The sequence below is a fragment of the Vibrio quintilis genome (assembly GCF_024529975.1).
GTDB lineage: Bacteria > Pseudomonadota > Gammaproteobacteria > Enterobacterales > Vibrionaceae > Vibrio > Vibrio quintilis.
The window spans coordinates 118,454-142,838 of sequence record NZ_AP024898.1 but is presented as its reverse complement, the minus strand read 5'-3'; the positions used below and the strand labels follow the sequence as shown (position 1 = coordinate 142,838).

The window sequence follows — 24,385 nt, the reverse complement described above, 5'->3', positions numbered from 1 at the left end:
CTTGGGTATAACATAAAAACTCATTCATCATAACAAGATGTGTTGTTAATCTTCTGATAAAAAACACAAATACGAGGAAGGTCTCATTTTTATCAGTGACAATTCTTATTTGATACGGGTAAATGGCCGCAAATAAATCATGAAAAAAGTGCAACATCTAAATAAGTGTCACAGAAAGTTCACAACTGATGTTTATTTTTCTGCGAATCGTTGAGTTTTTAACAACAAACAAAAACTATAACTTCAAATCAGGAATATAAATCGTCACAATAAGCGTACTTCAACTTATATTCATTACGTATCACTTCATGAAGAGAGCATCATCTTATTTATTCGATCCTGATTTGCTTCATTGTCAGTGGTGGCTGGCCATAACATCTCCGCAGATTAGTTATAACCGGCCTCTGCTTCAGTACCATATTCCGGCAATGAGTGAAGCGCGGAATAAGCAAGAGTGGCTCAGTAATATTGATGATTCATGGGGGATTTCAGACAGAAGGGGATTACACCAGACAATCTATTCACTGGTTACCGCACAGACACATGGCAATATCTGGCAAAATGAACTGGCTTTCAGGGCCTGCTGCTCAACCCGGGAATGGGAAGACCATGTCAATACGATTCAGAATGTTATCAACCGGGAAGAAATGCGGTTTCTGGATGCTCTTTACCGGCATGTAGGTATTGCCGGATTTCGTGGATGGGACTATTGCCGGGGCTCTTATTTGACCCGGTTCGGCCTGTATGCGGGTTGGGTAACAGAGGAAGAGTTTGCCTTCTTATTAAATTATATCGGAACTCAGATTCAGCATTATTTTGATAACTGGCTACAATATTTACAGAGCTTTATTTTTGGCAGAAGTTACTGGCAATATCTTGTTGATGAAGATCCTGACGAAGATAATTTACCGTATCTGTTAAATGACGGATTTCATTTAGGTGTCTCCCGCTTTTTTGAACAAATAGAAAATGATCCTGACTGCCCCATTCCTGAATTGCCATGGAATATATCCTTGCCAGAACTGACTGTACCAGAAACGTTGCATCAATTACTAAAAGAAGAAAGTGAAAGGGATCCACACCAATGAACTTCTGGGAAATACTCGAATTAGAACCAACATCTGATAAAAAAATTATAAAAAAAGCATACCGGACCAAACTTCGTCAATTTCACCCGGAAGAAGACCCTGAAGGATTTCAGCGTGTTCGTGAAGCTTATGAGGCAGCCATCAGCCATACTGAAAAGAAGGATCATACTGAAAACAGTCCCGTTTTATCAAAGCAAACCGTTAATCCATCAGATGATGAAACCTGCCAACACTTTCTGGTTCAGGCATTACATAACCTGATCGAAGATTCCGGCCAACGGTTCCATTACTCCCGGTGGCAACAGTGGTTTCAACAAGCTTTACAGGTTCCGATTAAAGAGCAGACACTGATTTCTGATTCCGCATTACAGTTGGTTTTAGCAAATCGCTGGTTACCGGGCGAAGTGATTCACTGGATATGGCATGGATTAGGCTGGGAAATGTTTCTGAAAGGGACAGGACAGAATGCTGAAATTGCTGAGTTTCTCGATACCTGGCGTCATCAGAAATTGCTTATTCCGTTATCAGATCTGTCAGACTTGTCATCTGCTCAGCAACGGGGAATTCTCAGCTATTTACAACCACTTCAGAATGCCTGGGATGATCACTGGCCAAATGCGATTAACTATCTATTCTCACAGCCAATGCCCTGGGTTTTACATCGTTCTCCTCAGCTCTCATTATCCATTTTACGGGTATCAGAGCACTGCCCGGACATCACTGATGAAATGGTGCTTTTTTTTCTGTCAGGACTGACAGAAAACGGAGATACAACCGAATTGTCAGCTGAGCAGCTCCGGTTAATTGCACAAACACACCTCCGATTAGGTCAGACCGGGCAAGCCAGTAATATTTGTGAGCAATTATGCAGATTACAGGCACCAAAAGAAGCCAGTGAAATACAGTATCAACTGGCAGCTCAGGTTGATTCAGAGCTGACACCCTGTTTCGCCTTTCTTCACCAGCAATGGACACAACTTCCGGCAATTTTCTGGCGGGCAGAACGTCATTTACATCAATTGATACAGAAGCAGGAACATCCACTATATAGCTGGATTCACAATCAGTTAATCAGCCAGCCGGACAATCGTTTTAATCATTTACCAGATTTGCGGCATCAGTCAGGTCCGTTCGGTTTTCTGCTTCATTGCTTCTGGGCCGGGTTATATGGCAGCTGGGCAAGGATTTCTGAACAATTAGCCGCCCTGCAGCATGAGATAAAACATTCGCAATCAGTTGAATGGAAAAAGCTGTATCAGTTGACGGTACACTGGCTGGAGCATCTGTTAACCACCAGAGTCGGCGCCCGGTCATTATTAAATAAACTGGATCATTACGGGCAGGATCACTTCTTTGAACAGCCAGAGCTAACAGATGAAGAGCTTTATTCACTTTCTCCCGCCAGCTGGCGGGCACTGTTATGCCGTCATCCATTGATTCCGGATCACTGGTTTACCCGTTTAATGGATGAAGACTTTATCAATGTCGATATACTGGATGAATCGCCTTTGTATCCCTATTACATTGACACGCTGTGCTTTTACCGGTGCGTTAATTCTCATTTTCAGCTGACATCTCCCTGGGAAAATCAATCGTTTACAGGATGTTTCATCTGGGCAACCGTTTATTATGGACAACTTGTTACCTCATTTACTCCCGACAATGCAGGGCTGGCGGAATATTTACCGCCACTCCCAGAGCGGTTAAATCACACGGCACTATCCAGTCTTATACCTTTCATTACAGATTCAGATGACTTTCATAGTGAAGCTATTGAAATGTTCAGTGAACATCCTGAACAATTTGTTCTTCGTTATGTAACGAACACGCAGGTACAACTGTTAACCAATCAATATTCCACGGAAGCACTGTTTTCATTAGCCAAAAACGGGGAAGCTGCTGCATACGCCGCTCTGTCAGTCAAATTTCAGCAGGAACATTTTGAAGAAGCCATTATTTGCTGGAATCTGCTGGTGGTAGCCGCCAAAGAAAAAGCGCAGTATAACGCTATTATTGACTGGCAACAGCAGGCATTAATTTCAGTCCGGAGAACCAGAGAGTATGAACTGGAATATTATGAATATGCAAAACCAGACATTGTGTACTGGATGTTGTTAAAAGAGACAGAACATTTCAATCCGCCCGAAGAAATTGCAGGGATTATTCCTGAAAAAGAAGCCAGAATATTTCATTATCCGATGTTTTATATCATCACCCAGCTGCAGCACGGAATTTCACCGGACGGATATGACATTTCGCCTTTGAGACCCCTCATCAAACATCTGAATGAGTTAGACGACTGCCGGCAACAGGTTTCAAATTTGGCACTGGGGGAACTTGAATATCTTTATCAGCAACATTTAGATCTGGATTTGGATAGTCAAAATATCAAATCCTACAGTAAAAGGCGCCTTAAATACTATTTTCTGTTATTGGTGATGTGCTGGCTATTTAATACGTTCTCCGTTGTATTTCAGATTCCGGATGGGATGACCAGCGCTTTTGGCTACAGCCCGATGCTTGCAGGCGTTCTTCTCGCCTATGAATGCTTTATTACCTGGCGGGTCACACAATATCTGTTTATGCGGAGCAGTCAGCTATACTACATTGGCTTTATATTTATGACTTTACTGGCTGCCGGAATATTCAATATGAAATGGTTTATCATCATGAATCTGCTGATCCATTTCTTTTTCATTTATAATCTGTCTCCGCTCCGGGTCAATGGATTCTGGGAAAAAAGGATTATCCGGCGGGAAAAAGTCGATTTAAAGAAAATATTCTCTTCTTAAAATCCATCATCAGACGGCTGAACAGCCGTCTGATATTCTGAGAATAAACAAGAATCCTACAATCCTGATGCCTTCAGATCTGATTCAATCTGCTCTCTCATCGTTTTGATCTGATGATCATCCTGAGTTTCCAGCATCCGGGTAAAGTGAAGAATCAGCTGTTCAATCCAGTGGCGTTCTTCAGCCAGTTTTTCCTCATAAAGACGATTTAACTTTTCCATTAAAGTGATATTGGGCAGCGCATCTCTTGGATGGAACTTTAACTTTTCCAGCCGCTTTCGGCTCTCCAGCTGAGCGGCTTCACTCATTCCTGTCGGTGTTCTGTCAATCACTTTTTGAATGGTTTTCCCGGTTGAAACCACCGTCACATCAACTTCCAGCAGGCCGTTAATATCATAGCTGAAACGGACATCAAGTGACTCTTCTCCTGCCGATGCCGGATTCACATCCACTTCAAATTCATCTATCAGCACATTTTCAGCAACCCACACGCGTTCTCCCTGATATACAGCAATACGCACAACATCCTGCCCGTCATGAATGGTATAAAAACGCTCAACCCGCGATGCTGGTATCACAGTATTCCGCTCAATAATTGGACTGAATACGCCTTGCTGCCCTTCCCGGTTTGAAGCAATTCCCAGACTAAACGGACAAACATCTGTTAACACGATTTCTTCAACCGCTTCGTCCCTTAAACGACATGCAGCCTGAGTCGCTGCACCTAAAGCCACCACAAGGTCCGGATCCAATGAAATCTTACCAAAACGTCCAATCAGCCGGGTTGCCATTTGCTGCACTTCTTTTAAGCGGGTCGCACCACCAACAAAGATTAATTCTTCAATTTCATCCGGACTGATCCGTGCATCATTCAGAGCCTGACGAATAGGGAAGGAAAGCCGGTTGAGGGTCTCCTGCCAGATGTTCTTTAGCTCCTGTGCGCTAAACTGAACAGTCTGAACCCATGGTTCCGGCAAAAAGACTGACATCTCCGCTGCAGATTTCTTTTTAGCCATTTCACAAGATTGAATAATTTTAGAACGCTCAACCGGGGTTAAGTCGTCAGAAGAGATATTTTGCTTTTGCATCACAGCTTCAACCAACGCTGCCGTGAAGTCTTCACCACCAAGCCGGTTGTCACCGGTCGAAGCTCTGACCTCAATAAAACTGTCCTGATATTCAACCACAGTGACGTCAAAAGTACCGCCTCCCAGATCAAACACCAGAAAACGCCGATCATGTGTTTCATGTAAGCTATAAGCCAGACAGGCAGCCGTTGGTTCATTGATCAAACGCGTTGCATTCAATCCCGCCAGTTCAGCAGCCTGACGAACCTCTTTTCTCTGTTGATCATTAAAATAAGCGGGAACAGAAATCACCACATCATCAACAGACTGTTTTAAATAATCCTCAGCATCACTTTTAAGAGACTTCAGGATCATGGCGCACAGTTCTGTTGGTGTGTAGGTTGCAGTGCCTAATTGATAGCTTTTCTCTGTGCCAAGAAAACGTTTAAATGCTGAAGCCGTCTGTAATGGTTTCGTTATCAGCCGGGAGTATGCGGCTTCACCCACCAGAATATGATGATCTTCATCGATACTCACTACAGATGGTGTCAAATACTGACCCAGAGAATTTGGAATCAATATGGCTTTCCCATCCAGCCAAACAGCAATCGCACTGTTTGTTGTACCCAAATCAATACCAATCGCGAGATTTCTATCCATCATTTTCACTTCTCAATTCACAACGAAAATACACCAGTATGACCAATGACCAAACAATCAGGCTGTTATTCAGGCGACCCGATTTTATTCAAAAACAGATATCATTCACAAGGATTATCATAAAATTTCAATGAAATTTGTTGATTAGGATTAAAACCAGCATACAAACCGGTAAAGAAATGAAAAGATGCGGACCCGAATGAATTATTCTGTGCGTGAAAATCATGAACTGACCCAACCAGGGAGCGGTAATATATCGGGAAAAAGACAAAATAAGCCGGGCGGCACAACGAAAGACTACCTCAGGAAAGATCAGAGCCTTTGCTCATTAAATTTTGCAGTTATCAAGACAATTTCTCAGAATATTTACTCAATAACGCCAGTAATTTCTGAGAATGTCTGTTGTTTATCAGAAAGCACAAACCGTCGTCATACGAAAGATGACAACACGCCCAAAAAATGGCTAAGGAATTACCCTTTAGCCACCTTTTTCGTCTCGGTTTTTTTTGCATCAGCGGCAATTTTTGCGTCCGATAAATCAACAACCTGTTGCTCTGATTTATGGGTTTGAGCGGCATGAGTGACACCATTAAATTTACCACCACGCTCAATACTCAGATTATCACTGTAAATCGTTCCGCTCACGCGGCCACAGCTTAAAATCTCAATATTATCTGCGTAACATGTGCCCTCAAATTCACCATTAATAATCACACGATCTGCATGAACTTCACCCTTGATAAACCCTGTTTCACTGATGATCAGAGTTTTCACAACATCGATCTGCCCTTCTACAGTACCGTCAACATGGATATCACTTTCTAACCTGATTTGTCCGTTAAGTGTACACCCTTTTGCGATGACAGTTGTAGTTGAGCGCTGACCCTGAGCTCTATTTTGTCCACCAAAGATTCCCATCGTATACCTCTAACATTACTAAAAATTGCTTCAAAATTGTCAACATTCCAATCGACAAAAGGACGGGGATTTAAAGGACGTCCTACAAACCTCACTTCATAATGAAGATGAGGACCAGAGGATAATCCACTATTCCCTGAATAAGCGATTAAATCACCTTTCTGTACAAAATCACCGGTACGTACATGAAATTTCTGTAAATGAGAATAAGAACTCGAAAAACCGTACGAATGTTGTAACCGTACAAAATTACCTGAGCCTTTATTCCCGGGCCGGACGACTTCGACAACACCGTCGGCAGGTGCATATATCGGCGTACCGATATTCACAGCAAAATCCTGCCCGCGGTGAAACTTAATCTTTCCTGTCACAGGATGCACCCGTTTACCATAACCCGATGAAATTCTGGCATGACGGACCGGTGCCCCGTTTGGTATCTGATTTAGCATCACCATCCTGACAGAAGATGTAATTGCCGCAGTATCCAGACGGGATTCAATCTTACCCTGCGTGTCTCCGACACCGAGTAACTTTTCCAGATCACCAAGACGATCTGAAACCAGACTCATCCGTTCTTCACGTTCCAGTAAATCACTTTCTAAATTATTTTTCAGTTCTTTGAGTGAGGTGACTTCCTCAGAGAGAGACATAGACTTTGTCTCAAGCTCACTCTGTTTAAGTTTGGCAAAATCAACTTCATCGACAAGATAATAAATCACACCACCCGTGATAACTAAACCAGCAATAATGAGGGAGCCAAATCCCTTCAGCATATGACGAAACCACTTCCCTATATAGAAATGCTTCGTACCATGAATTGAGGAGACAGAAATGGTTACTCTTTCTTTCATAGAATTTAACTGCAGCATGAATATAACTTCGTCGGTATTCTAACAAGAAAAGAACACTTCCTGAACACAAGATCAAAAAGGATCATTTCATTACATGAGCTTATTGCTTTGTTTGGATTAGAAATCACAGAACTTTCTATGTGACAGCAAGCGTCACAACGATATAGCGGTAAGCATCACAAAAATCATACAGAGACATTCTTGTCGTCGACCGGCAAATTTCCTCCATGTAATGATTATGATATGTGCAGCATACCAAGCACCGTATCTTAATTACAAGAATGCGGCTAACGGATGTTTTTTCTTTAATTTGATTGATCAAAGAAGCGATAAGTTGTGACTAAGATCACTTCAGATGTTTCAAACGAGCTTCCAAATGCCATTTACGTGACCATGATCACTAAGTTTATACCTGGTCACTAAATTAAAATTGAGACATGAATCATTAAAAATAAATTGACAAATTCAAAAAACAGATTATGTAACAAATTTTCATCACTAACCCATGACGAAGATCACTGAAAAAACATTTGCTCATAAAAATAAATGCTACATATATCACAAAAAACCCGTCGTCAGTTCCAAATGAATATTATGTGGTAGATTGATCAGGTAACAGACAATCAACGGTTTTGGCGAACCGTTACCACTACAATATTCTTTAGAACATCGAACGGGGAATTCTTATGATATCACCAGATGCAAAGATCAGGATACAAAATTTTGGCCGTTTCCTGTCTAATATGGTTATGCCGAATATCGGCGCATTTATCGCATGGGGCTTTATCACCGCACTATTCATTCCAACCGGCTGGTTACCCAATGAGACACTGGCCACAATGGTTGGACCCATGATTAAATATCTTCTGCCTCTGCTCATTGGTTATACCGGCGGCAAGCTGGTTGGGGGAGAGCGTGGAGCTGTCGTTGGCGCAATTACGACAATGGGAGTGATTGCCGGGACGGATATCCCCATGTTTATGGGAGCAATGATTGTTGGTCCGCTGGGCGGTCTGGCCATCAAAACATTTGACCAAAAAGTCGAAGGGAAAATCAAAAGCGGCTTTGAAATGCTGGTGAATAATTTCTCAGCCGGAATTACAGGCATGCTTTGCGCGATGCTGGCCTTTTACTTTATCGGTCCTTTTGTCAAAATTCTTTCAAGTTCTCTGGCAGCAGGCGTTCACTTTTTAGTTCATGCACATTTACTTCCTCTGACCTCTGTCTTTGTCGAACCGGCGAAAATTCTTTTCCTCAATAATGCAATTAATCACGGTATTTTTTCACCTTTAGGGATTCAGCAAGCTTCAGAAACCGGAAAATCGATTTTCTTCCTGATAGAAGCGAATCCGGGTCCGGGACTGGGGATTTTGCTGGCCTACATCGTATTTGGCAAAGGAACAGCAAAACAAACTGCCGGTGGTGCATCTGTGATTCACTTTTTTGGCGGCATCCATGAAATATACTTCCCGTATATTTTGATGAATCCACGTCTGATTCTTGCAGCAATTGCCGGGGGAATGACAGGTGTATTTACGCTGACTGTTTTTGATGCAGGAATCGTCTCTCCTGCTTCTCCGGGTTCTATTTTCGCTGTGTTATTAATGACACCGAAAGATTCAATGATCGGTGTATTGTGTGCCATCTTCGCCGCAGCACTGGTTTCATTTTCTGTTGCCTCTCTGCTGCTCAAATCTCAGCGTTCCACACAAGAAGATGAAGGAGATGAAAACGCGCTTACTAAAGCCACGGAAAAAGTCAGTGAAATGAAATCAGCATCAAAAGGCAAACAAGCCAGCAATCATCACAAAAATCATATCGACATGGCCAGCGTCGAACAGATTATTGTTGCCTGCGATGCCGGTATGGGCTCAAGTGCAATGGGCGCCGGGATGCTGAGAAAAAAAGTACAGGATACCGGGCTGAATATTCGTGTCACAAACCTTGCCATTAACAACCTGCCGAAAGATGCTGAGATTGTTATCACGCACCAGGATTTAACCGATCGGGCCTGTCGGCATGCACCAGCTGCTTATCATATTTCTCTGACAAATTTCCTTGACAATGAAGCATATAACCAACTGATCACTCAGTTACTGGCAGCCCGTCATCAGGTTGCTGCAAATGACAGTCAAATCATGAAAACCCCTGTTCTGGCAGCAAATGATGATCATTACAGGCACCAGTCTCACCCTGTTTTTCAGATTGAGCGTAAAAATATCTGCCTGGGACTGGCAGCAAAAAACAAAGAAGAAGCCATTCTTTATGCAGGAAATAAACTGGTCGAGCTCGGTTATGCTCAGCCAGAATATATACCGGCAATGCTTGAACGGGAAAAACTTGTTTCTACTTACCTTGGTGAGTCGATTGCCGTTCCTCATGGCACCGTTGACGCCAAAGAACAGATTCTGAAAACCGGTATCGTTATCTGTCAATATCCGCAGGGCGTTCAGTTTGGTGAAGATCAGGATGATGTAGCAAAGCTGATTATCGGCATTGCGGCAAAAAACGATGAACATATTCAGGTCATCAGTACCATCACCAGTGCCCTCGATGACCCGGAGGCAATTCAACAATTAACCAGCACCAAAGACGTAGAAGATGTGCTTAACATTCTGGCACGTCATCAGGCAGCCTAGGCTGACAGTTGCTTCTGAAGCAAAACAGAGGCCACGCTTCACCCCCGGTTTAGCTGGCTTCTTCCCTGAAACTTCATACGTCAAATAATATCAAACAGGAAAATATTATGAAAAATGCTGTACATTTTGGTGCCGGAAATATTGGTCGGGGATTTATTGGTAAACTTCTGGCAGATGCCAGTATGGAAGTCATCTTTGCCGATATTAATGCACCGCTGGTCGATCAACTCAGCCATCAGCAGGAATACATCGTAAAAGTTGTAGATACTGAATGTAAAACTGATATCGTCACACATGTGACAGCTGTACGCTCTGATGGTGACGAAGTCATTGATCGCATCACACACACAGATCTGATCACAACCGCTGTCGGGCCTGAGATTCTGGATAAAATCGCCAAAACGATTGCGACAGGTCTTGAAAAGCGTTTTGCGCAGGGTAATTTCAAACCACTCAATATCATAGCCTGCGAGAACATGATTCGTGGCACGACGCATCTTAAACAAGAAGTCTACAAATGTCTGGACACAGCTTTTCACGCCAGAGCCGATGCATTCATTGGATTTGTTGATTCTGCAGTCGATCGCATTGTTCCGCCAACAGGAGCTGCAAACGATGATCTCCTTGAAGTGACTGTGGAAGGATTCAGTGAATGGATCGTCGATGAAAACCAATTCAAAGGGGATGTACCTGACATTGAAGGGATGGAAAAAACAGATAACCTGATGGCATTTATTGAAAGAAAGTTATTTACCCTGAACACAGGGCATTGTATGACGGCCTACTTAGGAAAACTGAAAGGATACATGACCATACGTGAAGCCATTGCGGATCAGGAAATCTATACGCAGGTCAGGCAGGCGATGTTTGAAAGTGGTGACGTATTAATTCGTCGCTATGGTTTTGCGCCGGCCTTTCATGCAGCCTATATAGAGAAAATTCTGAATCGCTTTGCCAATCCTTATCTGATTGATGAGGTCAACCGGGTCGGACGCCAGCCAATACGAAAGTTAGGCCGGAATGATCGGCTCATCAAGCCATTACTGGGTACAATGGCGTATGGCATAGAAAATCAGGCGCTTCTGAGAGGTATTGCGGCCGCTTTAAAATATTCCAATGACAATGATCCTCAGGCAGTCGAGCTACAAACGTCACTTTCTGAAGATGGAGTCAGGCACACATTGTACAAATATACCGGATTGGACCCGGACAGTCCTGAAGTCAGACAAATTGAAAACATTTTCAATCAACCGGATTAAAATGAAAAAATTACAAATGTGTTTTTAAATTATTCCGGCTGAAAATCCGATGAAATACAGGAAGGTATTTCATCGGGTAACAAAAAACGTCATATTAGACCAAACCACACGTTTTAAGCTGAAAATCACACAAACTTGTTACAATAACTAAAGACAACACAGTACATGGCAGAAAAATTGAACGAAAACGAGATTATCGAACAACTGAATCAAACGACTTCCGTCAGGGGATTTTTTATTACCACCGTTGGCGTTATCGAAACTGCTGTTGACTTATTGATGAAAAGAATCTTTTTGAAGGATAATTTTGCTGTTCAATCGGTTGTGGGCCCATTACTGCATGACTCTGGTCCTTTAGGAGATATAACCGTCAGGCTAAAGCTGTTGTACGGCCTGGGAGTGCTGCCTGATCAACTCTACCATGATATTGAATCTATCATTCAACTCAAAAATCAGCTCAATGATGACGGGACTGAATATACTTTTACATCCCCGACAATTCTGGAGCCAGTCAAACAGCTCAATATCGTACAAAAAATAGGGATGATACAGCTGGATATTCAGGAACCAGATGATGATATCGATCTTGAATTCTATCAACTTCAGTTACATCGTCAGCAGCAGGTAATTAAATCAGGTTTATCTTTATCTATTGTCGAAATTTGTAATGAGCTCAATAAAGAAAGCCCCTTTTAATCTCCAGCCATGAAAATATTGTTTCTGTGGCCCACATTAAACCAGAGAGTCCTCGTAACTCATGATCATATGATATGCAAATGTTATAACCTGCACTGAAAAGTACTCCTTACACTTTTCAGATATATTGACTGGCAGCGCTACACTCACCAGCATAAGTCCAAGATTTAAAGCTTTTGAAACCGGAAAATATTCGTCAGAAAGAAGTAACGTACTTACATCAATAATCGCATTTGCAATCATTAATGCCTGTTTGATACCCCCGGAATGGAGTAGTTGTTCGTCATTCAGAAGATATTGAATGTCAGGAATCGCATCTCCGGCAATGACATCGACTAATGCCAGAACATGAACAGACGTTGTTTCTCCCCAGTCTGTACTCAACCCTGCAATCCCGATTCTCAACCGCTGATGATTAATCATCATATTATTGGTATTTTCCGTGAAGCACCGGACAATATCCGGATACCCAAATATCACCAGATAATAGTCATCTCCATACACTTTTATCCCGGCTTTGATGCCTGATTCCCGAAGAATTTCAACCAGTAATCGTATATTTTCATCAGCTGTTCGAACAGAATGAGTTATTTGCTGTGAAGAAAAAATTAGCTGCCATTCTCTTTGAGTTAAAATAGTCAGACACTCAGGCTCATGTATGTATTTCACGAAATCAGATAATCTTCCATTGACGCTATCCGGAGGTGCGACAGGCCAGAACACCGGGGTTTTCTGAAAGGATGGCTGGCAATCCTGAATGAGAACGAACGCTTCCGTCTCTGCACATTCTAAATCTTCCGCCAATAACATCTTTGTCATATTACAACAGCGCTCAATCAGACACTTTAATCACTCACATTGATAAACCTCTCTGCTTTTTGACAGAACCTCAGCAATAACTCCCGGAGCCGGAAATCAAAAAAATAGCCCTCACTAACCGAGGGCAAAGCAACGACAAATAGCATAAACAGGCGTCGTTTAAGGTGTGCTAAGGAGACAAATAACCATGAGTTGTATAATAAGAGTCCGGTGAATTTCCCTTCACAGAAACACTTTATTATTTAAGCAGAATGAAACAATGCAGTTCACTTCATAAAAGATTAAATAAGATCTACTTGTACTGATCGCATAATGGTATCCTTGTTTATTCATATATGTTCTACATGTAATGAAGAGTAGCCGCCCGACATTACATCTCAATCGCGAATATTATTGATCGTTTATGAGTAAAAAACAAGTTTCATTACCTTCCTATGACTATTTGACCGGGAAGCAGGTCACAGAAAGACTCTGTGAGTTATTTAATGCAAAAAATATGAGGGCTTTATCTCAAATGCTTGAAATATCGCCTTCTACGATTGCGACATGGCATCAAAGAGATATCTGTCCCTATGAAGTTGCAATTCGTACGCATTTGCGAAAAGGTGTTTCTCTCAAATGGCTTTTGTTAGGAGAAGGAGATCCTTATCCCAATGCTTCACCACATACTTATCAGCCCGATAAGGAAGAAGTCAGGCACCTTGTTGATATTGACTTATTTACCATCAAAAATGGTCAGCTCAGAGAACAGGGAATTATGACATTTGACCAGATTTTCCTGGATGAACTGGGAATAACCAACGTCATTGCGATTCGGGATGCGGAAAATACCTATATCGTTGATCAGGAATCAACCAATGCTGTCAATGGTATTTATCTGATTGAATTTGATGGTTTCTTTTCTCTTAATGCGATACAGCGTCTGCCAGGTAAAAAGTTAGCCATTCGTTTTCAGGATACAACACTGACCGTAAACGAGACCGAATTAAATGTCACAGGGCAGGTCGCCTTCCTGACCACAAGATTATTGAACGCTTCTTCGAATCAATTTATCAGGGAAGCTGAAGCGTTTTCCGGTGAATCATCATAAGACTCAAACAAATCACCGGCAACCTGACGGTAGTTCAGACATAAAAAAACACCAGCTAAAATGCTGGTGTTTTTTTATTCAGACACCTAACCAGACCAATAAACCCAAGCGGGTAAATCAGGTCAGGTTGATAAAGTCCTGACTGATTCACGAATAATGAGCTTACCAAAAAATTCCTGATGTCCGGAATCATTCAAATGGTTATCACTCATTTTGACGTCAAGCAATGAAGTCAGAGAAGTCAGCATATCTTCTTCAGGAATTTCAAAACCAGTAATCGCCGGTGAATAAAACGCCCCTTCTTTATCTGTATTCAGACTCAACACGGATACTTCCTGAGGAACCTTAAGATTATACTGTTCAAGTGTACGGATCACCTCAATGGCCTGATGATCATCTGCTGCCAGAACTGCAGTAAAAGGAATATAACGATTAATCAGCATCCCGATAGCACCCGCACTATCTCCATGCTGAACCACCAGCTGTTTATTGTAAGGCAGGCTCCGGTTTTCTAAAGCACGACGATAACCTTCCTGCATATGCATACCTGATGTGCCGGCTTCAGATAACATCGCTATTTGAGTATGACCGTGAGAATAGAGATAATTACATGCCATCTCAGTCGTCGTCGCCTGATCATAATTCAGTCCTTCAACTTCCGGAACAGCAAGATTCATCGTCAGTAGTGGCGGATATCTGTCCAGGTTCAAATGTTCAAACCACTGAATATCAAACTGCCTGCCAACCAGCAATACCGCATCACAATGCTTTGTCGCAAAAAAGCTCAGCTTCTCTTCAAGCATTTCACGATTTTGAACATAATTCGCCATAATGAAACAGCGGCCTTGTTGTGTCAGGTCTCTCTCCAGTTGCCGGACCGTTCGCCCAAGCTGAAGGTCATTCAGTCCATGGGTTAACACACCAACGGTATAACTGACCTTCGTCGCTAAAGTTTGAGCGAGTTGATTTGGCCTGTAGTTGAGTTGTTCTACCGCGCGCATGACTGCTTCACGGGTATCTTCCTTCACCCGGCGGTTACCACTCAAAACTCTTGAGACAGTCGCTTTAGAAACGTTCGCCAGTTTGCATACATCAGAAATAGTCGTCATCTGCCCGCCTTCATCATACTCTTACAACCGAAGCCAAGATGTGGAAACCGCTTTCCACCTGAGTACCAAATTATAACAACAATCCCCTTCAAATTCTATTTTGGCGTTGTTGCTCACCTTCCAGCAAAAGACGCTCATGTACTTTGAAAAAGGGATAATAAATGATCCAGGCATTGACAATTGCGAAAATACTCATCAATGTAGGACGCCAGCTACCATTTGCTGACAATGCAGCACCAACCGGAGAAGGCATTGACCATGGCAAGATTGCAATAAACCGATCCAGTAACCCCCACTCAGTCAGATACCATGCGATCGTAGCGTTAACCAGAGGTGCCAGAATAAATGGTATTAAGAAGACCGGATTCATAATGATCGGGAAACCGAATAATATCGGTTCATTAATATTAAACAATGCGGGAACAATGCCGACCTTCCCTGCACTTTTCAGCTGTTGAGAACGACTTTTTAAAGCCATAAAGACCAGTGGCAGCGTCGCTCCTACACCGCCAACCAGCAAATAAAAATCCCAGAATCCATATATAAAAATATGAGGTAACGGTTGGTTTGCCGCAAGTGCAGCCTGATTGTCGAGAATATTACTCATCCAAAACGGGTACATAATTCCGGTTAGCAATAAAGAGCCATGAATCCCGAAAAACCAGAGCAAATTACAAATCAAGATTGAAAGCCAGACCGCAACTAACGTATCAGAAGCAACAATCATAGGACGAAATATTTTTTCAACTAAAACAGGAAAAGACGCTCCAAAGTGTTCATTCAGGCCAATATTTAAGATTGTCATGCTAAACAAAATAACAAATAACGGAACAATGAGCAGAAATCCGCTGGCAGTAATCCGGGGAACTTCTTCCGGGACACGAATCGTCCAGTTACGCTGATAGAAAAAGCGAATTATTTCAATCGCATAAACCGATGCAAGAATGGCCGTAAATATCCCCATCCCCCCCAGGTAATGAAACTCAATTCCATTGTCCTGCTCAAAACCGGATAAGAGTAAAAAGCTGACACAGCCAGTCAGGCCACATAACCTTTCTGGTAAACCATAATGTTTTGCCAGACTGGCCGCCATGCCAAAAGCAACCAGTAAAGAAACTAAACCAAGAGTAATTTGGTAAGGCGCAAGCCAAAGAGTCCGGTAATGCACCGAAATAAAATGCCATGCCTGAGTGAAGGAATTCTGGTTATCAAGAACAAAAGGCGGATAAAGAAAGGGAACACAGATACTTCCGACAATGACAAAGGGCATGGCCAGTTGAAAACCATCACGCAGTGCCATCAGGTACCGGTTTTTTGTGAGGTAACGGGATAAAGGCAACATCCAACACTGTATCCATTCCACCAGCACCTGCATCCAGTAAAAACTCATTGATTTCCCCGTAATTTAGCAACAACGAACGCAGCATACCGCCTTCAAGAGCGAAAGCAATCTCGGACACATCAGGTAACCGCTTACATTGATGAGGATACTAGTCAGATCACATTCTTAAAGATATTTGATACTGCTTTGGTGATCAGGTGCACATAGTTAACAGCCACCATTCGGAAACCGGTTTCCATGTCGTTTCCTAAAAGCTATATTGACAATGAAAACGGTTACTGAGGAACAAAAAATGAAAAAAATTATGTTGTGCTGCTCGGCTGGTATGTCAACAAGTATTCTCGTAAAAAAAATGCTGGTTGAAGCTGAGAAACGTGAGCTTCCTGTTGATATTAAAGCATTCGGGACGTCCGATTTTGATGAGCAGGTTAAGAATTATGAAGTAGTTTTACTTGGTCCCCAGGTCAAATACATGTTACCTGATTTGAAAAAGCGAGCGAATGGGATACCTGTTGAACCTATCAATATTTCAGATTACGGCATGCAACGTGGAGACAAAGTGCTGGATTTCGCATTGTCCCTTATTCAATAGAGTTAAAGAATAATAAAAAGGATGAATTATGAGTCTTTATAATAAGATGGTATCTGTGATCGAAGATACCATCACACCAATAGCCGGGAAACTTGGACAACAAAGATATATTACCTCAATTCGTGACGGTTTTATTGCAGCTTTACCGTTTATGATCGTTGGTAGTTTCATGCTGGTTTTCATTTTCCCTCCGTTTGATCCGGAAACAACCTGGGGATTTGCCAGAGCATGGCTCGATTTTTCTAAAACTTATCAAACCGAGCTGTTACTTCCATTTCAGTTGAGTATGGGTGTGATGACATTGTTTATTTCAGTTGGTGTTGCTGCCAGTCTGGGTAAGCATTATGACTTAGATCGTATCACTACTGGTTTACTGTCTCTGATGTCATTCTTACTGGTTGCCGCACCTGTCAAAGATGGCAATATTTCAATGCAATACTTCTCGGGTCAGGGTATCTTCACCGCACTGATCTGCGCGATTTATTCCACCGAAGTTTATGCATTCCTGAAACGGAAAAATATTACCATTCGTCTGCCGGAGCAAGTGCCATCAGGTGTTGCCCGATCATTTGAAATCCTGATCCCGGTAATGGCTATTATTCTGACCCTACATCCGCTGAACCTGTTTATTGAAGCAGAAACCGGGATGATTCTTCCTAAAGCAATCATGTCTTTACTGCAACCTTTAGTATCAGCTTCAGACTCTTTACCTGCGGTTTTGCTTTCTGTATTTATCTGTCAGCTTCTTTGGTTCGCTGGTATTCACGGTTCTCTTATCGTAACTGGTATCATGAACCCATTCTGGATGACTAACCTTGCAGAAAACCAGGCAGCACTCGCTGCAGGTGAAGCACTTCCTCATATTTATCTTCAAGGCTTCTGGGACCACTATCTGTTAATCGGTGGTGTTGGTTCAACGTTACCACTGGCCATTCTGTTGCTTCGCAGCCGGGCTGTTCACTTGCGAACTATCGGTAAAATGGGCGTTATTCCGGGTTTATTCAACATCAACGAACCAATTCTGTTTGGTGCACCGATTGTCATGAACCCTGTATTCTTCTTCCCATTCATTTTAGTTCCAATGATTAACGCAGTGCTTGCTTACGCGGCGACGAGTATGGACTTGTTACCAAGAGTCGTATCTCTCACTCCATGGACAACACCCGGACCTGTCGGAGCTTCCTGGGCTGCAAACTGGGCTGTAACGCCAGTCTTCATGTGTATTCTTTGCATGGTTGTTGCCGGACTGATGTACTTCCCATTCCTGAAAGCTTATGAAAAAACGTTATTGAAACAGGAAAGTGAACAGCAAGCTGAAGAGGACGCGAAAGCAAGTGAAGCGACTCCCGCATAATCTAACTGACTTAATATGAACTGAAAATGAGTAATCAAATCATGCAGTACAGATTTCCTGATAATTTCTGGTGGGGCAGTGCCTCATCAGCTGCCCAGACCGAAGGCGCTGCCCTTCGGGATGGCAAAGCACCAACGAACTGGGATCACTGGTTCAAAACGCAGCCAAACCGATTCTTTAATCAGGTCGGTCCTGAAGATACATCGACATTTTATGATCGTTTTCGTGACGACATTCAGTTAATGAAGAAAATCGGACATAACAGTTTCAGGACTTCAATCTCCTGGGCTCGTCTTATTCCTGATGGCAATGGTGAAGTCAATCAAACTGCTGTTGATTTTTATAACGCGCTTTTTGATGAACTCGTTGAAAACGGTATTGAGCCTTTCATTACCCTGTTCCATTTCGATATGCCATTCAGCATGCAGGAAAAAGGTGGATGGGAAAACCGGGAAGTCATCGATGCATTTGCACAATATGCTGAAACCTGCTTTAAGTTATTCGGTCATAAAGTTAAATACTGGTTTACATTTAACGAACCAATTGTCCCGGTAGAAGGCGGATATCTGTACGATTTCCATTACCCTAATGTTGTGGATTTTCGCCGTGCAGCAACAGTGGCTTACCATACAATGCTTGCACACGCGAAAGCAGTCAAACACTATCGTGACCTGAATCTGGATGGTCAGATTGGTATCGTACTCAATCTGACACCCTCATATCCTCGTTCACAAAATCCGGCTGATTTAAAAGCAGCCAATATTGCGGACTTACTTTTCAACCGTAGTTTCCTTGATCCGGCAGTCAAAGGTGAATACCCCCAAGCCTTAGTTGACCTGCTCCGTCAACACGATCAATTACCGGACTGCACGCCAGAGGATGCGGTACTGCTTCAAGGTGGAAAAGTCGATATTTTGGGTGTCAACTACTACATGCCACGCAGAGTGAAAGCACGGGAAAATGCAGTCAATCCCGACTCACCATTTATGCCTGAATGGTTCTTTGACCCATATGAAATGCCTGGCCGTAAAATGAATCCTCACCGGGGATGGGAGATTTATGAAAAAGGTATCTATGACATTCTGACGAACCTGAAAGATAACTACGGCAACCTGCCTTGTTATATTTCAGAAAATGGGATGGGTGTTGAAGGTGAAAACCGCTTCCTGGAAGATGGGCAAATTAATGATCAGTACCGTATAGAATTCGTTCGGGAACATCTGCGCTGGTTACATAAAGGGATCAGTGAAGGGGCAAATTGCCTTGGTTATCACATGTGGACATTCATTGATAACTGGTCCTGGAGTAATGCATACAAAAACCGTTACGGTTTTGTGCAACTTGATTTAGAGACACAAACCAGAACCATTAAGAAAAGTGGTGAATGGTATGCAGAAGTTTCAAAAAATAACGGATTTTAATCAGAGGTAAGAAGAGTATGTTAGATCTAGAAGAAGCCGTAATGGGAATCATTGTAAATGCCGGACAATCCCGCAGCCTGTGTTTTGAAGCTTTGAGCTGTGCGAAAGCGGGCAACTTTGATCAGGCAGAAACATTGCTTGAACAAGCAAATGAATTCGCAAAAGAGGCTCATCTTGTTCAAACCAAACTCATCGAAGAAGATGAAGGAACAGGCAAGACACAAATGACGCTGGTCATGGTACATGCTCAGGATCACCTGATGACTTCAATTTTAGCCAAAGAGCTTATTACTGAACTCATCAGTGTTTATAAGCGTCTTCCGGCTGAAGCCTAAATTCACCGGTATAGTAAAAATCCGCCTTCTTAGAAGGCGGCTTTGGTTTACAGCCCCCTGAAAGGGAGCATTCTCGCGCTGTTAGTTCATCTTCAACTCTAACTGCGCCTCGTATTCTTGATCTTTCTTATCTTGGTGTCTGACGTAACGTCTGATGATTTCTTCATTTACGCCAACCGTATCGACAAAGTAACCTCTTGCCCAAAAATGATTTCCCCAGAGCTTCTTTCTTATATGCGGGAATTTGTTAAACAACCGGATTGCCGAACGTCCTTTCAACATCCCCATCAACGTTGAGATAGACACTTTTGGTGGAACTATCACAACCAGATGAACATGATCTTGCTGAACATTTAGTTCCAAGACCTCGCAATCTTTCATATTGCATAAAATATAGATTGAGCGATAAAGCTCCTTACCTACGTTACCTTTCAGGATCTTGAATCTGTATTTCGGCGTCCAAACTATATGGTATTTACAACGCCAATAGACATGTGATGAACTTCTATAGTCGCCCATGTTTTTTGTTTCCTCTTACTTGTGGTGAATAAGAGGTTTACTTCTAACATGGGCATTTCTTCGGGCAATAGCCCCAAGGTTCAATCACCACCGCCCAAGGCGGTGGTTTAGGGATGACAACGAAAGGAGTCATATGACTCCTTTATTTTTTGTCTCACATCCGTATAACCGACATATCCAAAATCCGCCAACAAATAAGCTCTCTCATTACCATCATTGATATGGTATAGATTCCACCCCGGAAGAGATTATTGACTCTGTCTTATAAAAATTCACCTCCAAAACTGCCTCATAAATCACTTATACCCAAACAACCTGAAGATGCAGGTTTCAGTGAGATTTGTCCGGCTCTGAGACAAGACACTGATTTGAAAATAGAGTCATTCTACGTTGAAAATCAGTCACGTCGTATCAGAGCCAGACAAACTCACCCGCAGGCGTGAGCTGAAAGACACATTTCTGCGTCAAGAGAATTTGAAAGGTGGGTACATTCCTGCATTCCCTTTCCTTGAACTTTACTTTTCGGCTGCACGCTGAAACCTGCATCTTCAGGTTGCCTGGGTATATAGAATCAGCCCCAGGTAAAATTATGATTTAGCCCTACTTAAATTATGCGCATAATGGTATTCTACTAAGTTATTGTTTATTTAGATGTAATGATGAGTTGCCGCCCCTGATTACATCCCAATCACGAATATTATTGATCGCATATGAATAAAAAACAAGTTTCATTACCAAATTTTGAGTATCTGGCTGGTAAGCAAGTCACAGAAAAACTTCGAACTCTGTTTAATCTGAAAAATACTAAGGCACTGGCCGAACTGCTCAATGTACCAGCATCAACAATCGCCACCTGGCATCAAAGAAAAGTTTGCCCCTACGAGGTTGTTATCCGGACGCATTTGAGTAAAGGTGTGTCTATTAAGTGGCTGTTGCTTGATGAAGGTGACCCTTATCCGAATATGACGCCATATCAGCATGAGTCTCAGCAACCCAAAACCAGACCACTGGCAAACATCGATTTATTCCTGCTAAAAAATGGCAAAGTACACCCTTACAACACACTGACTCTTGATCAGTTGTTTTTGGATGAACTCAATATATCCAACGTCATTGCTGTACGGGAAGGTGACAAAACATATATTATCGATCAGGAAGCAACCAACGCGACCAATGGAACCTATCTGATTGAATTAGATGGCCTGCAATCATTTTGTCAGATGCAACGATTACCGGGAAAACAGCTTGCCATTGCATTTAATGAAACGATGCTGACAGTCAACGAAGACGATGTTCAAGTTAACGGAAAAGTAATGCTGACAATCGCAAAAGGTGATTAAAGCCAGAAGACTGCTGCAACCAGCCCGGGATTTATATCTAAGCAGAAGTCACAAAAGACAAACCCGCCAGATAACAGGTTTGTCTTTTGTTTTAATAATATCTGGAGCAGGCTAGGACTGGTAGCCATCCGGATTCTGTGATTGCCAGCGCCACGTATCTGATGTCATATCTTCAATCGTCCGGCTGGCCTTCCAGCCTAACTCTTTCTCAGCTTTATCTGTGCCTGCCCAACATTCAGCAACATCTCCTGACCGGCGCGGGCAGATCTCATAAGCAATAGAATGACCACATGCTTTGCTGAACGCTGCGACCATATCCAAAACACTCGACCCCTGCCCGGTTCCCAGATTGTAAATATGCAATCCGGACTGCTCACCAACCGCTTTCAGAGCCGCAATATGACCGTCAGCTAAATCCATCACATGAATATAATCGCGAACTCCGGTGCCATCCGGAGTTGGATAATCACCACCAAATACAGATAATTTATCACGACGACCAACCGCAACCTGAGCAATAAAAGGCATCAGATTATTCGGAATGCCCTGCGGATCTTCCCCCATTGTGCCAGACGGATGCGCACCGACAGGATTAAAATAACGCAGTAAAGTAATACTCCATGCCGGATCTGCAATCAATAAATCAGACAGGCATTGTTCAACCATATACTTACTCCGGCCATAAGGATTGGTTGTGGCTCCGGCTGGCGCATCTTCTGTTAACGGAACACTTGCCGGATCACCATAAACGGTCGCAGATGAACTGAAAATTAAACTTTTAACCTTCGCTTTATGCATACAGCGGGCTAAAACCAGAGAACCGTTCACATTGTTATCATAATACGCCAGCGGTTGCTCAACAGACTCTCCGACAGCTTTTAAACCGGCAAAATGAATCACTGACTTAATGTTGTGGTCGCTGAAAACAGAATCAAGAAAAGTTTCATCGCGAATATCACCCTGACAGAACCGAACCTGAACCCCGGTTAACTGTTCAATCCGCTTTAATACTTCAAGACTTGAATTGCACAAATTATCGACAATCACCGGCGTTATCCCGGCCTCAATTAACTGAACACACGTATGACTGCCGATATACCCTAATCCACCCGTAACAAGTATTTCCATCTAGATTATCACCTCACGTAGCGGCTCTCATGAAAGCCTGCCTGTATCACGGTGACTCACATCCGGCTTCAGAATCAGAATGGATGCAGCACCAGCAAAATTCACCGTAATCTGAATAAATTGTTATATCCAAACAACCTAAAGATGCCGGTTGTCTGAGTCTGTTTATAAAACAGGATATTATATTTAAAACCACAGGTACTGTTAAGAAAGAATCATCGCTTGGACAACCTATTGTCATACAACAATACAAGACCATTTTCCCGATACCCGGATTCACGCACAATCCCATATCAATATCCAAACAGCCTGAAAAGCCAGTATTGAGGATATCCGGTTTATCTTGCGACCGGGCTAACATAAAATCCCACTATTCCCATACCAGCAAAATGATATGTTGTCCTGAACTGAACGCATTTCCCGGTAAGGACTATTTTGTATGTCATATGAAAAGGTTAAAACATACGATTATCTTAAAGGCACTGATTTTACAAAAAACCTGAAAAAATTAACCCGGCGTAAAAACTATCAGGAGCTTTCCCGGCTGCTTGATATCCCGAAATCAACCTTCAGCACCTGGAACCGGAACCAAAGAACACCTTATGAAGTCATTGCAAGAGTTCATCTGGCAATGCATATTCCGGTCAAAGAGCTCGCGCTGCCTCAGCATATACCTGCAACAGAAATACATCCTTCCCTACAGTGTAAACGACCTGCAATGCCGATTGTGCGGGATACAGAAAATAACTACGAAATTTTACTTTCAGAAGCACAACATACACAATGGGCAGCAGTGCTCCACAGCTTTCCCCGTGCCTGCCCGGTCAGCAATGCCGGTTCTGAACAGCCACAGCAGAAATCACAGACAAAATATAACACTTCCCGGATGATTGATGCGGTCGAAATCGAAACACAAGATTACGTTTACCTGATCAATCGTGAAATGCTCAATATCGGCTCAGGACGTTTTCTGATTGATATCAACGGAAAAATTTATATTCAATATCTCCGCAAAGTATCCGGCCATTCTCTCCTGAACCACGAAAAGCAGGCACTGAATGACAGTGCTGCCGGAACAACAAAAATTCTGGGGTATGTAATCGCGATGACAAAAAAAACATACCGGTAAAGGCAGCAACCAGGACTGAGAGATATTTTGTCCTGCTTTTATCTGTTAATTAAAGGTCGGATGTCAGGCAAAAAAAAAAGCCAGACACAAAATTGTGACTGGCTGAAATAAGTGTGAATAAATAAATTCACTAACAACGTCAGTTGGCTAGGTGACCCTCGGCTTAAAAGGGTCAGTTTATATGAAGCATTTAGTGTGCCAACTTTTAAATAAAAAATAAATCATTGATATAAATGG

The 24,385-nt window shown here is 42.6% G+C and carries 20 protein-coding genes; 12 read left to right on the top strand and 8 right to left on the bottom strand.

Features of this window, described 5'->3' with window-relative positions; translation table 11 throughout:
• Window positions 1-308: 308 nt before the first annotated feature.
• Together OC443_RS19365 and OC443_RS19360 are read left to right on the top strand one after the other, a co-directional pair.
• Complete coding sequence (locus tag OC443_RS19365) at window positions 309-1,088, top strand: DUF1266 domain-containing protein (protein ID WP_073583679.1); 780 nt, start codon at window positions 309-311, stop codon at window positions 1,086-1,088.
• Window positions 1,085-3,880: a J domain-containing protein gene (locus OC443_RS19360; protein WP_073583681.1), complete on the top strand. Its 2,796-nt coding sequence runs from the start codon at window positions 1,085-1,087 to the stop codon at window positions 3,878-3,880. The genes OC443_RS19365 and OC443_RS19360 overlap by 4 nt, the downstream gene beginning before the upstream one ends.
• Window positions 3,881-3,936: 56 nt before the next feature.
• On the opposite strand, the gene OC443_RS19355 is transcribed toward OC443_RS19360, so the two are convergent.
• The 3 genes from OC443_RS19355 to OC443_RS19345 form a co-directional block, all read right to left on the bottom strand.
• Window positions 3,937-5,610: an Hsp70 family protein gene (locus OC443_RS19355; protein WP_073583683.1), complete on the bottom strand. Its 1,674-nt coding sequence runs from the start codon at window positions 5,608-5,610 to the stop codon at window positions 3,937-3,939.
• A gap of 468 nt (window positions 5,611-6,078) precedes the next feature.
• Window positions 6,079-6,420, bottom strand: a complete 342-nt coding sequence (locus OC443_RS19350; RefSeq protein WP_262021794.1) for a bactofilin family protein — start codon at window positions 6,418-6,420, stop codon at window positions 6,079-6,081.
• Window positions 6,421-6,428: 8 nt separating this feature from the next.
• Window positions 6,429-7,376: a M23 family metallopeptidase gene (locus tag OC443_RS19345; protein ID WP_073583767.1), complete on the bottom strand. Its 948-nt coding sequence runs from the start codon at window positions 7,374-7,376 to the stop codon at window positions 6,429-6,431.
• Window positions 7,377-8,062: 686 nt separating this feature from the next.
• Here OC443_RS19345 and OC443_RS19340 point away from each other — a divergent pair.
• The 3 genes from OC443_RS19340 to OC443_RS19330 all read left to right on the top strand — a co-directional run bounded on the left by OC443_RS19340 (window position 8,063) and on the right by OC443_RS19330 (window position 11,970).
• Window positions 8,063-10,015, top strand: a complete 1,953-nt coding sequence (locus tag OC443_RS19340; protein WP_073583687.1) for a PTS mannitol transporter subunit IICBA — start codon at window positions 8,063-8,065, stop codon at window positions 10,013-10,015.
• A gap of 107 nt (window positions 10,016-10,122) precedes the next feature.
• Window positions 10,123-11,274: a mannitol-1-phosphate 5-dehydrogenase gene (locus tag OC443_RS19335; protein WP_073583689.1), complete on the top strand. Its 1,152-nt coding sequence runs from the start codon at window positions 10,123-10,125 to the stop codon at window positions 11,272-11,274.
• Between the two features lie 165 nt (window positions 11,275-11,439).
• On the top strand, window positions 11,440-11,970 hold the full coding sequence (locus OC443_RS19330) for an MltR family transcriptional regulator (RefSeq protein ID WP_073583691.1): 531 nt from the start codon (window positions 11,440-11,442) through the stop codon (window positions 11,968-11,970).
• A gap of 36 nt (window positions 11,971-12,006) precedes the next feature.
• On the opposite strand, the gene OC443_RS19325 is transcribed toward OC443_RS19330, so the two are convergent.
• Window positions 12,007-12,789 (bottom strand): hypothetical protein, encoded by a 783-nt coding sequence (locus OC443_RS19325; RefSeq protein WP_143169339.1) that lies wholly within the window; start codon window positions 12,787-12,789, stop codon window positions 12,007-12,009.
• A gap of 403 nt (window positions 12,790-13,192) precedes the next feature.
• Here OC443_RS19325 and OC443_RS19320 point away from each other — a divergent pair, with 403 nt between their 5' ends.
• The gene (locus OC443_RS19320; RefSeq protein WP_073583695.1) at window positions 13,193-13,879 is read left to right on the top strand and encodes a phage repressor protein CI; all 687 of its coding nucleotides are present in this window, start codon (window positions 13,193-13,195) and stop codon (window positions 13,877-13,879) included.
• A 122-nt stretch (window positions 13,880-14,001) separates the two neighbouring features.
• Here OC443_RS19320 and OC443_RS19315 read toward each other — a convergent pair whose 3' ends face one another.
• A complete protein-coding gene (locus OC443_RS19315) occupies window positions 14,002-14,988 on the bottom strand; it encodes a LacI family DNA-binding transcriptional regulator (RefSeq protein WP_073583697.1) in 987 nt (328 codons plus the stop codon).
• Window positions 14,989-15,076: 88 nt separating this feature from the next.
• Entirely contained in the window at window positions 15,077-16,378 is a 1,302-nt protein-coding gene (locus OC443_RS19310; protein WP_073583699.1) for a PTS sugar transporter subunit IIC, read from the bottom strand.
• A 244-nt stretch (window positions 16,379-16,622) separates the two neighbouring features.
• On the opposite strand from OC443_RS19310, the gene OC443_RS19305 reads away from it, so the two are divergent.
• The 4 genes from OC443_RS19305 to OC443_RS19290 are packed head-to-tail and all read left to right on the top strand — an operon-like array spanning window position 16,623 to window position 20,032.
• Window positions 16,623-16,922: a PTS sugar transporter subunit IIB gene (locus OC443_RS19305; protein ID WP_073583701.1), complete on the top strand. Its 300-nt coding sequence runs from the start codon at window positions 16,623-16,625 to the stop codon at window positions 16,920-16,922.
• 28 nt (window positions 16,923-16,950) lie between these two features.
• The gene (locus OC443_RS19300; protein WP_200796935.1) at window positions 16,951-18,276 is read left to right on the top strand and encodes a PTS sugar transporter subunit IIC; all 1,326 of its coding nucleotides are present in this window, start codon (window positions 16,951-16,953) and stop codon (window positions 18,274-18,276) included.
• A gap of 41 nt (window positions 18,277-18,317) precedes the next feature.
• Window positions 18,318-19,697: a glycoside hydrolase family 1 protein gene (locus tag OC443_RS19295; RefSeq protein ID WP_073583705.1), complete on the top strand. Its 1,380-nt coding sequence runs from the start codon at window positions 18,318-18,320 to the stop codon at window positions 19,695-19,697.
• A 17-nt stretch (window positions 19,698-19,714) separates the two neighbouring features.
• Window positions 19,715-20,032, top strand: a complete 318-nt coding sequence (locus OC443_RS19290) for a PTS lactose/cellobiose transporter subunit IIA (RefSeq protein ID WP_073583707.1) — start codon at window positions 19,715-19,717, stop codon at window positions 20,030-20,032.
• Between the two features lie 81 nt (window positions 20,033-20,113).
• Here OC443_RS19290 and tnpA read toward each other — a convergent pair whose 3' ends face one another.
• Window positions 20,114-20,551, bottom strand: coding sequence for an IS200/IS605 family transposase (gene tnpA, locus OC443_RS19285; RefSeq protein ID WP_073580231.1), 438 nt, complete (start codon window positions 20,549-20,551; stop codon window positions 20,114-20,116).
• Window positions 20,552-21,261: 710 nt separating this feature from the next.
• Here tnpA and OC443_RS19280 point away from each other — a divergent pair.
• Entirely contained in the window at window positions 21,262-21,891 is a 630-nt protein-coding gene (locus OC443_RS19280; protein WP_073586045.1) for a helix-turn-helix domain-containing protein, read from the top strand.
• Window positions 21,892-22,002: 111 nt separating this feature from the next.
• Here OC443_RS19280 and galE read toward each other — a convergent pair whose 3' ends face one another.
• Entirely contained in the window at window positions 22,003-23,019 is a 1,017-nt protein-coding gene (gene galE, locus OC443_RS19275; RefSeq protein WP_073586044.1) for a UDP-glucose 4-epimerase GalE, read from the bottom strand.
• 439 nt (window positions 23,020-23,458) lie between these two features.
• Here galE and OC443_RS19270 point away from each other — a divergent pair, with 439 nt between their 5' ends.
• A complete protein-coding gene (locus tag OC443_RS19270; protein WP_073586043.1) occupies window positions 23,459-24,148 on the top strand; it encodes a helix-turn-helix domain-containing protein in 690 nt (229 codons plus the stop codon).
• Window positions 24,149-24,385: the final 237 nt, after the last annotated feature.

Coding starts and splice junctions, on each gene's coding strand:
- OC443_RS19360 (WP_073583681.1), top strand. CDS start 1,085: ATGAACTTCTGGGAAATACTCGAATTAGAACCAACATCTGATAAAAAA.
- tnpA (WP_073580231.1), bottom strand. CDS start 20,551: ATGGGCGACTATAGAAGTTCATCACATGTCTATTGGCGTTGTAAATAC.
- OC443_RS19325 (WP_143169339.1), bottom strand. CDS start 12,789: ATGACAAAGATGTTATTGGCGGAAGATTTAGAATGTGCAGAGACGGAA.
- OC443_RS19270 (WP_073586043.1), top strand. CDS start 23,459: ATGTCATATGAAAAGGTTAAAACATACGATTATCTTAAAGGCACTGAT.
- galE (WP_073586044.1), bottom strand. CDS start 23,019: ATGGAAATACTTGTTACGGGTGGATTAGGGTATATCGGCAGTCATACG.
- OC443_RS19365 (WP_073583679.1), top strand. CDS start 309: ATGAAGAGAGCATCATCTTATTTATTCGATCCTGATTTGCTTCATTGT.
- OC443_RS19315 (WP_073583697.1), bottom strand. CDS start 14,988: ATGACGACTATTTCTGATGTATGCAAACTGGCGAACGTTTCTAAAGCG.
- OC443_RS19310 (WP_073583699.1), bottom strand. CDS start 16,378: ATGAGTTTTTACTGGATGCAGGTGCTGGTGGAATGGATACAGTGTTGG.
- OC443_RS19320 (WP_073583695.1), top strand. CDS start 13,193: ATGAGTAAAAAACAAGTTTCATTACCTTCCTATGACTATTTGACCGGG.
- OC443_RS19295 (WP_073583705.1), top strand. CDS start 18,318: ATGCAGTACAGATTTCCTGATAATTTCTGGTGGGGCAGTGCCTCATCA.
- OC443_RS19355 (WP_073583683.1), bottom strand. CDS start 5,610: ATGATGGATAGAAATCTCGCGATTGGTATTGATTTGGGTACAACAAAC.
- OC443_RS19290 (WP_073583707.1), top strand. CDS start 19,715: ATGTTAGATCTAGAAGAAGCCGTAATGGGAATCATTGTAAATGCCGGA.
- OC443_RS19330 (WP_073583691.1), top strand. CDS start 11,440: ATGGCAGAAAAATTGAACGAAAACGAGATTATCGAACAACTGAATCAA.
- OC443_RS19335 (WP_073583689.1), top strand. CDS start 10,123: ATGAAAAATGCTGTACATTTTGGTGCCGGAAATATTGGTCGGGGATTT.
- OC443_RS19305 (WP_073583701.1), top strand. CDS start 16,623: ATGAAAAAAATTATGTTGTGCTGCTCGGCTGGTATGTCAACAAGTATT.
- OC443_RS19345 (WP_073583767.1), bottom strand. CDS start 7,376: ATGAAAGAAAGAGTAACCATTTCTGTCTCCTCAATTCATGGTACGAAG.
- OC443_RS19300 (WP_200796935.1), top strand. CDS start 16,951: ATGAGTCTTTATAATAAGATGGTATCTGTGATCGAAGATACCATCACA.
- OC443_RS19340 (WP_073583687.1), top strand. CDS start 8,063: ATGATATCACCAGATGCAAAGATCAGGATACAAAATTTTGGCCGTTTC.
- OC443_RS19280 (WP_073586045.1), top strand. CDS start 21,262: ATGAATAAAAAACAAGTTTCATTACCAAATTTTGAGTATCTGGCTGGT.